This window comes from Methylobacterium sp. B1 (genome assembly GCF_000333255.1).
Taxonomy (GTDB): domain Bacteria; phylum Pseudomonadota; class Alphaproteobacteria; order Rhizobiales; family Beijerinckiaceae; genus Methylobacterium; species Methylobacterium fujisawaense.
Genome location: NZ_BACT01000840.1, coordinates 1 through 8,617, shown reverse-complemented (window position 1 = coordinate 8,617; position 8,617 = coordinate 1). Strand labels below are relative to the sequence as shown.

At 71.3% G+C, this 8,617-nt stretch carries 6 protein-coding genes and 1 pseudogene; 4 read left to right on the top strand and 3 right to left on the bottom strand.

The genetic code is table 11. The features are described from left to right. Positions 1-112 precede the first annotated feature (112 nt). Together I53_RS24375 and ggt are read left to right on the top strand one after the other, a co-directional pair. Positions 113-1,123: a 1-aminocyclopropane-1-carboxylate deaminase gene (locus tag I53_RS24375; protein WP_043355580.1), complete on the top strand. Its 1,011-nt coding sequence runs from the start codon at positions 113-115 to the stop codon at positions 1,121-1,123. 217 nt (positions 1,124-1,340) lie between these two features. Beyond that, positions 1,341-3,110, top strand: coding sequence for a gamma-glutamyltransferase (gene ggt / locus I53_RS24370; protein ID WP_043355579.1), 1,770 nt, complete (start codon positions 1,341-1,343; stop codon positions 3,108-3,110). Between the two features lie 160 nt (positions 3,111-3,270). Here the strand turns inward: ggt and purD are convergent, their stop codons facing one another. The 3 genes from purD to I53_RS24355 form a co-directional block, all read right to left on the bottom strand. Further along, positions 3,271-4,545 (bottom strand): phosphoribosylamine--glycine ligase, encoded by a 1,275-nt coding sequence (gene purD, locus I53_RS24365; protein ID WP_043355577.1) that lies wholly within the window; start codon positions 4,543-4,545, stop codon positions 3,271-3,273. A 96-nt stretch (positions 4,546-4,641) separates the two neighbouring features. Beyond that, positions 4,642-4,977 carry a hypothetical protein gene (locus I53_RS24360; protein WP_043355576.1) on the bottom strand — a complete coding sequence of 112 codons (336 nt, stop codon included), beginning with the start codon at positions 4,975-4,977 and terminating at the stop codon, positions 4,642-4,644. A gap of 84 nt (positions 4,978-5,061) precedes the next feature. Further along, positions 5,062-6,285, bottom strand: coding sequence for an oxalate decarboxylase family bicupin (locus tag I53_RS24355; protein WP_043355575.1), 1,224 nt, complete (start codon positions 6,283-6,285; stop codon positions 5,062-5,064). Between the two features lie 191 nt (positions 6,286-6,476). Here I53_RS24355 and I53_RS24350 point away from each other — a divergent pair, with 191 nt between their 5' ends. Continuing rightward, on the top strand, positions 6,477-7,748 hold the full coding sequence (locus tag I53_RS24350; RefSeq protein WP_043355573.1) for an efflux RND transporter periplasmic adaptor subunit: 1,272 nt from the start codon (positions 6,477-6,479) through the stop codon (positions 7,746-7,748). A gap of 233 nt (positions 7,749-7,981) precedes the next feature. Continuing rightward, a pseudogene (locus tag I53_RS24345) lies at positions 7,982-8,617 on the top strand (membrane-bound PQQ-dependent dehydrogenase, glucose/quinate/shikimate family); the annotation flags it as partial.

Below are 8,617 nucleotides of genomic sequence, written 5' to 3'. Positions count from 1 at the left end.
ACGGAGCCGGGACCTCACGGCCCGGCCGTTCTCGGGGCCTCGCCTCGATGCATCCGGGCCGGACGGAGACCGCTCCTGCCCCCGGGCGCGTCCCGAGATCTGGAGAGACCCGATGCTGGCACAGTTCGAGCGCTATCCCCTGACCTTCGGCCCGACGCCGATCGAGCCGCTCAAGCGCCTGACGGCTCATCTCGGCGGCGAGGTTGAGATCTTCGCCAAGCGCGAGGATTGCAATTCCGGCCTCGCCTATGGCGGCAACAAGCTGCGCAAGCTCGAATACATCGTCCCGGACGCGATCAAGAGCGGCGCCGACACGCTGGTGTCGATCGGCGGCGTGCAGTCGAACCACACCCGCATGGTCGCGGCGGTCGCCGCCAAGATCGGGATGAAGTGCCGGCTGATCCAGGAGGCCTGGGTGCCCCACGAGGACGCCGTCTACGACCGGGTCGGCAACATCCTCCTGTCGCGGATCATGGGCGCGCAGACGCAGCTCGTGGATGACGGATTCGACATCGGCATCCGCGACAGCTGGAAGCGGGCGCTCGCCGAGGTCGAGGCCGAAGGCGGCAAGCCCTACGCGATCCCGGCCGGCGCCTCGGTGCACAAATACGGCGGGCTCGGCTATGTCGGCTTCGCCGAGGAGGTGCGCAAGCAGGAGGCCGAGATGGGCCTGCGCTTCGACTACGTGGTGGTCTGCACGGTCACGGGCTCGACCCATGCCGGCATGCTGGTGGGCTTCTCCGCCGACGGGCGCGCCCGCAACGTCATCGGCATCGACGCCTCCTGCACCCCGGCCCAGACCAAGGCCCAGGTCCTCGACATCGCGCAGAACACCGGCGCCCTGGTCGGCGCGGGCGACATCGTCGCCGACGACGTGGTGCTCAACGAGGACTACGCCTACCCGGTCTACGGCGTGCCCTCGCAGGAGACCGTGGAAGCGATCCGGCTCTCGGCCCGGCTCGAGGGGATGATCACCGACCCGGTTTACGAGGGGAAGTCGATGCAGGGCATGATCGACCTCGTGAAGAAGGGCTTCTTCCCGAAGGGCTCGAAGGTGCTCTACGCCCATCTCGGCGGCGCCCCGGCCCTGAACGGCTACAGCTACACGTTCCGCAACGGCTGAGCCGGGGCGAACGCGCCTCCCATCCATCGCCTCATCCTGAGGTGACCGCGCAGCGGGCCTCGAAGGAGGGCTCCAGGGATCGCAGCGTCCTCTGGAAGGCTCCTTCGAGGCCTCCGCTTCGCTCCGGCGCCTCGGGATGAGGGGGAGGGTGGAGGCCGCGACTCTGGCCTGCAGTCCCCTATATGGCGGCGCGGGACCCGCACCGGAGAGGGCAGGGATGATCGCACCGGCACGCGCGCTGCTCCTGGCCGCCCTGCTCGCCCTGGGCGGCCCCGCCGCGCGGGCCGCCTCGGGGCCGGCCGTGGAGGCCGAGAACGGGATGGTGGTCTCGTCGCAGCGCCTCGCCTCGCAGGTGGGCGCCGACATCCTCCGGGCCGGCGGCAACGCCGTGGATGCCGCGGTGGCGGTGGCCTATGCCGAGGCGGTGGTGAACCCCTGCTGCGGCAATCTCGGCGGCGGCGGCTTCCTGGTGCTGCACGCCGCCGACGGGCGCAGCCGCTTCGTCAATTTCCGCGAGACCGCCCCGGCCGCCGCGACCCGGGATATGTATCTCGACGCGACCGGCACCGTGGTGAAGGGCGCGAGCCTGCGCGGCTGGAAGGCGGCCGGCGTGCCCGGGACCGTGCTCGGCCTCAACACCGCGCTGGCCGAATACGGCACCCTGCCGCTGGCCCGGGTGATGGCGCCGGCGATCGCGCTCGCCCGGGACGGGTTCGTGCTGACCCGGGGCGACACCGACATCCTCGAATCCGGCACCACGCTGTTCGCAGCCCAGGCCAACGTCGCCCGGATTTTCCTGCGCCCGGACGGCAGCCCCTGGCGCCCCGGGGACCGGCTTGTCCAGGCCGACCTCGCCCGGACCCTCCAGGCCATCGCCGATCACGGCTCGGACGCGTTCTACAAGGGTGCGATCCCCGAGGCCGTCGAGGCGGCCTCACGGGCGGGCGGCGGCCTGCTGACGGCGGCCGACTTCGCCGCCTACACGGTGACGCAATCCGAGCCGCTGACCTGCCGCTACCGGGGCGCCACCGTCCTGTCGGCGCCGCCGCCCTCGTCGGGCGGCACCACGCTCTGCGAGATCCTCGGCATCCTCGACGGCTACGACCTGCGGGCGGCGGGGTTCAACTCCGCGCGAAGCGTGCACCTGATGGTCGAGGCCATGCGGCGCGCCTATGCCGACCGCAACCTGCTGCTCGGCGATCCGGCCTTCGTGGCGAACCCGGTCGACCGGCTCCTGTCGCCGGCCTATGCGGAGACGCTCCGGGCCTCGATCCGCCCGGACCGGGCGTCCCCGTCCGCCGAGATCCGCCCGGATCCCGGCCTGGAGACGCGGGAGCGGGCCGAGACCACCCACATCTCGGTGATGGACAAGGCCGGCAACGCGGCCGCGCTGACCTACACGATCAACGGCTATTTCGGCGCCGGGGTGATCGCCGCCGATACGGGGTTCTTCCTCAACGACGAGATGGACGACTTCACCGTCAAGACCGGGGTGCCGAACCTGTTCGGCCTCGTGCAGGGGACGAAGAACGCGATCGAGCCCGGCAAGCGCCCGCTCTCCTCCATGGCGCCCACGATCGTGCTGCGGGACGGCAAGGTCGCGCTGGTGGCGGGCTCGCCGGGGGGCTCGCGGATCATCACGATCACCGCGCAGACGCTGATCAACATGCTGGATTTCGGCATGGCGCCGCAGGAGGCCGTGGACGCCCCGCGCATCCACCACCAGTGGCTGCCCGACACGGTCTACGCCGAGCCCTTCGCGCTCTCGGCGGACACGCAAGCGATCCTGCGGAGCATGGGCCACACGCTCGTCGAGCAGAAGCCCTGGGGGGCGCAGGAGCTGATCGCGGTACGCGCCGCGGCGCCCGCGCTCCCCGAGGCGACGTCCTCGGGCAACGACGCTTCGCGCACGCAGGGGATGCGGCCGGGACTGCTCTACGGCGCCAACGACAACCGGAGGCCCGCCGGCGCGGCGGTTGGAGAATAGGGCGCGGTCGGCTGTATCGGAACAACCCCGTCGTGGCGGAACCCGCTCACCAGCACCCTCGACGGTGCAGGCGCGGATCTGCCGGCCGATGCGGGGCGCGCCTGCGGTGCGCCGGAAAAAGGGGGAGGGCCCGGGCTCGTGCGCCCGCGGACCCTGCCGCTCAGCCCTCTCCGGCCTCCCGTGCCACCGCCCGGAACCCGATGTCGCGCCGGCAGAAACCCTCCGGCCAGTCGATCCGGGCCACCGCCGCGTAGGCGCGACCTTGAGCGTCCGTGACGCTGTCGCCCAAGGCCGTGACCGCCAGGACCCGGCCGCCATCGGCCAGGAGCTGCCCGCCCTCGGCCCGGGTGCCGGCCTGAAAGACGTGAACCCCGTCGCCCTCGGCCCCAGCGACGCCGCGGATCACCGATCCCCGGACCACGGCACCCGGATAGCCCGCCGCCGCCATCACCACGGTGAGGGCGGCCCGCTGGGCGTCGAATTCCAGGCTTACGCCGGAGAGGTCGCCCTCGCAGGCCGAGAGCAGGGCCGGCACGAGGTCGGAGGCGAGGCGCGGCATCAGCACCTGCGCCTCGGGGTCGCCGAAACGGGTGTTGTACTCGATCAGCTTGGGGCCGTCGGCGGTCAGCATCAGGCCGGCATAGAGGATGCCGGTGAACGGGCAGCCCCGCGCCCGCATGCCGGCGAGCGTCGGCGCGATGATCTCGGCCATCACCCGGGCCTCGATCTCCGGAGTGACCACCCGGGCGGGGGAATAGGCGCCCATGCCGCCGGTGTTGGGACCGCGGTCGCCGTCGAAGACTCGCTTGTGGTCCTGGGCGGTGCCGAGGGAAATGGCCCGCGTGCCGTCGCACAGGGCGAAGAAGCTCGCCTCCTCGCCGAACAGGCACTCCTCGACCACCACCTCGGCGCCGGGCTCGGCGAACAGGGCGGTCAGCGCGTCCTCGGCCTGGTCGAGGGTCTCGGCCACGGTGACGCCCTTGCCGGCGGCGAGGCCATCCGCCTTCACGACGATCGGGGCCCCCTGCTGCCGGACATAAGCCAGCGCCGGCTCCAGTTCGGTAAAGCGCGCGAAGGCGGCGGTGGGGATGCCGCAGGCAGCGCACAGGTCCTTGGTGAACCCCTTCGAGCCCTCGAGCCGGGCGGCGTCGCGGGTCGGCCCGAAGGCACGGATCCCGGCAGCCTTCAGGTCGTCCACCAGCCCGGCGACCAGGGGAGCTTCCGGCCCGACCACCACGAGGCCGATCGATTCCGCCGTGCAGAAGGCCGCCACCGCCGCGTGGTCCGTGACGGCCAGGTCCGGCCGGTTCGTCCCATGGCGGGCCGTGCCGGGATTGCCGGGCGCCGTGAACAGGCGCGTGCAGAGGGGGCTCTGGGCCAGCCGCCACGCCAGGGCGTGTTCACGGCCGCCGGAGCCGATCAGGAGAATGTTCATGCGCACGCCACCATGGACCGAGCTTGTGGGCGAAGCCTGCCGGTGGGCAAAGGTTTTTTTCGGGCTGTCCCCGCTCTGCGCGGATATCCCGGCCGCTCAGCAGCCGATGCAGACGCCCGTGTTGACACCCGTGTTGACGCCACCGCGCCGCCCACCCCCGTGGCGACCGAGATGACGGCCTCCATGGACTCCCCCCCGGATGCCGCGATAGGGCAGGACGGGTCCGAAAGACTCGAATTGGACGTTGCGCTGGATCGTCTGGTTCAGCGTATTGAAGTCCGAGACCCGCTGCTGGTTGAGCGCCCGGATCTGACCCTGCAGGGCGAACGAGGCGTTGGCGGCGTTCGGGTCGTTCTGCTGCACCTGGGCCTGGGCGGCGCCGGCCGGGAGGGCGAGCGCCAGGGCGAGGAGCGCGCGGGATGCGGGGCGCATGGGTCCCTCCGTGCAACGTATCGCGATGTATCGCGTGGTCTTTCGAACTCGACGCGCCAGGATCGGTCCGGGTTCCGGGCCGCGTCAACCCGGCACGACCGGGGATTTCGTCTCCGGAAGGGTCTCGACCAGCTTGGCATCCAGCCCGGTATGCGCCTGGACCAGGGGATGCGGGGTCAGAGCCAGCCACTGGGTCAGGGAGATATCGGCATAGCGCGGGCTCTTGAAGATCTCCAAGAAGGTCAGTGTCGTGTCGCCGGTATTCTCGATGTAATGGCCCATGGCGAAGGGCACGTAGCCCACATCGCCGGCCTGGTAGTCGAAGGTTCGGGCCTTCGATTCCGAGCCGAACACGGTCATCCGGCCCTTGCCCGAGAGGTAGTACTGCCATTCGTCGCCATTCGGGTGCCAGTGCAGCTCGCGCAGGCCCCCGGGCTCGACCTCGACCAGCGCTGCGGCGATCGTCACGGAGGCCGGGAACACCGTGGAATCGGTGATGCGCACGCTGCCGCCCCGGGTGCGGATCGGCTCCTGCGCCAGCATCCGGTGGCTGAACGACTTCGGCACCGGGCCCGAGCCGCCCATCCGGTCGGCCGTGAGCGGGCCGGGCTTCGGCCCGGGGAAGATGTAGAGCTCCTTCTCGGGGATCCGGGCGAAGGCGCTCTCGGGCAGGCCGAAATTCTTCGCGAGCACGTCCTTGGGCGTGTGCGCCAGCCAGTCGGTCAGCAGGAAGGTGGAATCCTCCGAGAAGCCGCCGTCGTCGAACACGAGCAGGAACTCGCAGCCGTCGATCCCGTCGGCGGCGAGCCCCTGGATCGAGTGCGGGATGCCGCCCGGGAAGTACCAGAGATCGCCCGCGCCGACATCGTCCGCGAAGGTGCGGCCGTCTTGGTCGACCGCGGTGATCCGGGCCTTGCCCTTGATCATGTAGGCCCACTCGGCCTCCTTGTGCCAGTGCATCTCGCGGACCGCGCCGGCCTTGAGCCGCATGTTGACCCCCGCCATGGCCTTCGAGACCGGCAGCTCGCGGATCGTGGTCTGGCGCGCCCAGCCTCCCTCCTCCAGTCGCATGTGGCTGTCGCTGAACGACCATTTCAGGTTCGGCATCGTGCCGTGGTCGGTGCCGGGCGGCGCCAGGGTGAACGGCTCCTCGGCGGCCCGGGGCTTATTCTGCGGCCCCAGGATATCGGCGCCATTGCCCCGGCGCTCGGGGAGGGGCGCGGCCGGCCCGGCGGATTGCGCCGCAGCGGAGGACGCCACCATCGCGCCGCCGACGGCGATGACGGCACGCCTGGAAATCTCGGACATCGCACTCGGTCCCTGCTCTGTCGCAGGGTAACCGGACGCCGGCCGGGAGGATCCGCAACGGGGCACCATCGTGCAGTGCGGCATCTCGCCCGGAGCCTGCGCGCGATCTATATCTTGAATGCACGATCAGACGCGTCCCGATTGGGGGACGAGCGCCCGAGCGGTGCACGGGGCGCGACCCGAGGGCGAGGATGGCGGATCGGGACAGTTCAGCCGCGGGCGAGGCCGGCCGCGCCGCGTCCTACGGCCGCCTGTGGATCGCCCTGCTCGCGCTGGCGGGCGCGGGTCTCCTCGGCTACCGCCACTGGCCGGAACAGTCCCGGGCGGCGAGCTCGGAACCGGCTGCCGCGGCAAAGCCACCGGCTGTGCGGGTCGCCCGGGCCGCCCGGGCCTCCGACACCTTCAGCCTGACCCAGACGGGCACCACCCAAGCCTTCGATACCGCCGGCCTCTATCCACGGGCGACCGGCTACATCGTCGAGCGCAAGGTCGATATCGGCACGCACGTGAAGAAGGGCGACCTGCTGTTCCGGATCAGCGCGCCCGACCTCGACCAGCAGCTGGTCCAGGCGCAGTCGCAGGCGCTTCAGCTCCAGGCGGCGCTGATTCAGGCACGGGCGATGGTCGACCAGGCCGAGGCCAACCGTCACCTCGCCGACGTGACCAACCGGCGGACCGCGACGCTCGCCGGCACCGGGGTCGAGACCCGGCAGAACGCCGACACCTCCCAGGCCGGGGTGCTGGCGCAGACCGCCAATGTCGACGCCGCCAAGGCGGCCGTGAAGGTGGCCGAGGCCAACATCGCCGCGCAGGAGGCGCAGGTCGCCCGGCTCAAGGTCCTGACCGGCTTCGAGGAGATCCGCGCGCCCTTCGACGGGGTGGTGACCACCCGCAACAACGATGTCGGCGACGCGGTGACGGCGGACACGAACACGGGCGCGCCGCTCCTGACCCTGGCGCGGGACGACGTGCTGCGCATGGCGGTGAACGTGCCGCTCTACGCCGCCGACGACGTCCGCGACGGACTCGACGCCAGGGTCGAGGTGGCGCAGATCCCCGGCAGGGTCTTCCCCGGCAAGGTCTCGCGCTCGTCGACGACCCTGCTCTCCACCGCGCGGACGCTGGCGACCCAGGTCGACCTCCCCAATCCGGACGGCACGTTGCGAGCCGGGCTCTACATCACCGTCACTTTGGAGATCCCCCGGTCCTCGCCCGCCGTGACGGTGCCGAACGAGGCCCTGATCTTCGACCAGCACGGGACCCGCGTGGCGATGATCGAGCCGGCCGGGGACGGGACCGGCGTGGTGCGGATGCGCCCGGTCACGATCTTCCGCCAGACGCGCACGCTGCTGGAGTTGCGCGATGGCCTGAACGGCGGCGAGCGCGTCGTCGTGGGGCCGCCGGCCTCAATGCGCGACGGTGACAGGGTCGTCCTGCGTCCGGAGGACAAGGCGGGGGCGTGAACGGCGGCACGCGGTCCAGGGCGATCCGGCCGCCGTAGCCTGCCGCTGCTGCCTGCCTCTGCTGCCTGCCGGGCGTCAGGCCCACCCCTGCAGGCGGGCCTGTCCAGCCTTGGGACATGTCCAGCCTTGGGACAGCCACAACCGGCATAAGCCGTCGGACAGACGGTGCTCCGCCGCGGGGTCGCCCCCCGGCGCCGTCATGTCCGGCTGGCTCAAGGATCAGGTTGATCACCGTGGCACTCGGAACCCTCGCACTATCGCTCGCGCTGCTTGGCCTGGCCCTGGCATTCTTCGGGGCGCAGCTGGCCTTCGCGGGGGGATCGTCGTTCTACCTCGCCCTGGGGGTCGGTTTGCTGGCCTCCGGCATCCAGCTGGCCCGGCGCCGCCAGAGCGGCCTCTGGATCTATGCCCTGATTCTGGCGGCGTCCTTCATCTGGACGATCGTCGAGGTCGGGCTCGACAAATGGCAATGGATCCCGCGCGGCGCCCTGATCTTCGCCCTCGGCCTGGTCCTCTGCCTGCCCGTCGTGGTGCATCGCCTGCGGGACGCGCCCAAACGGGCCTGGGCGCCGAGCCTCGGAAACGGCCCGCTCGCCCTCCGGGCCGTCGTCCTGCTCATCGCGGCCGCGAGCACCGCTTCCTGGTTCGTCGATCCGGTCGAGACGCGCGGCATCCTGCCGAAGGTCGCGGAGGCGAGGGCCGCCGTTGATCCGAGCGGCGTCCCCTATCCGGCCGACGACTGGGTCGCCTATGGCGGCACCAATCTCGGTCAGCGCTACTCGGCCCTCGAGGACATCACCGTGGGCAATGTCCAGGGCCTCACGGTGGCCTGGGAGCACCATACGGGCGACCTGCGCGGGACGGCCGAC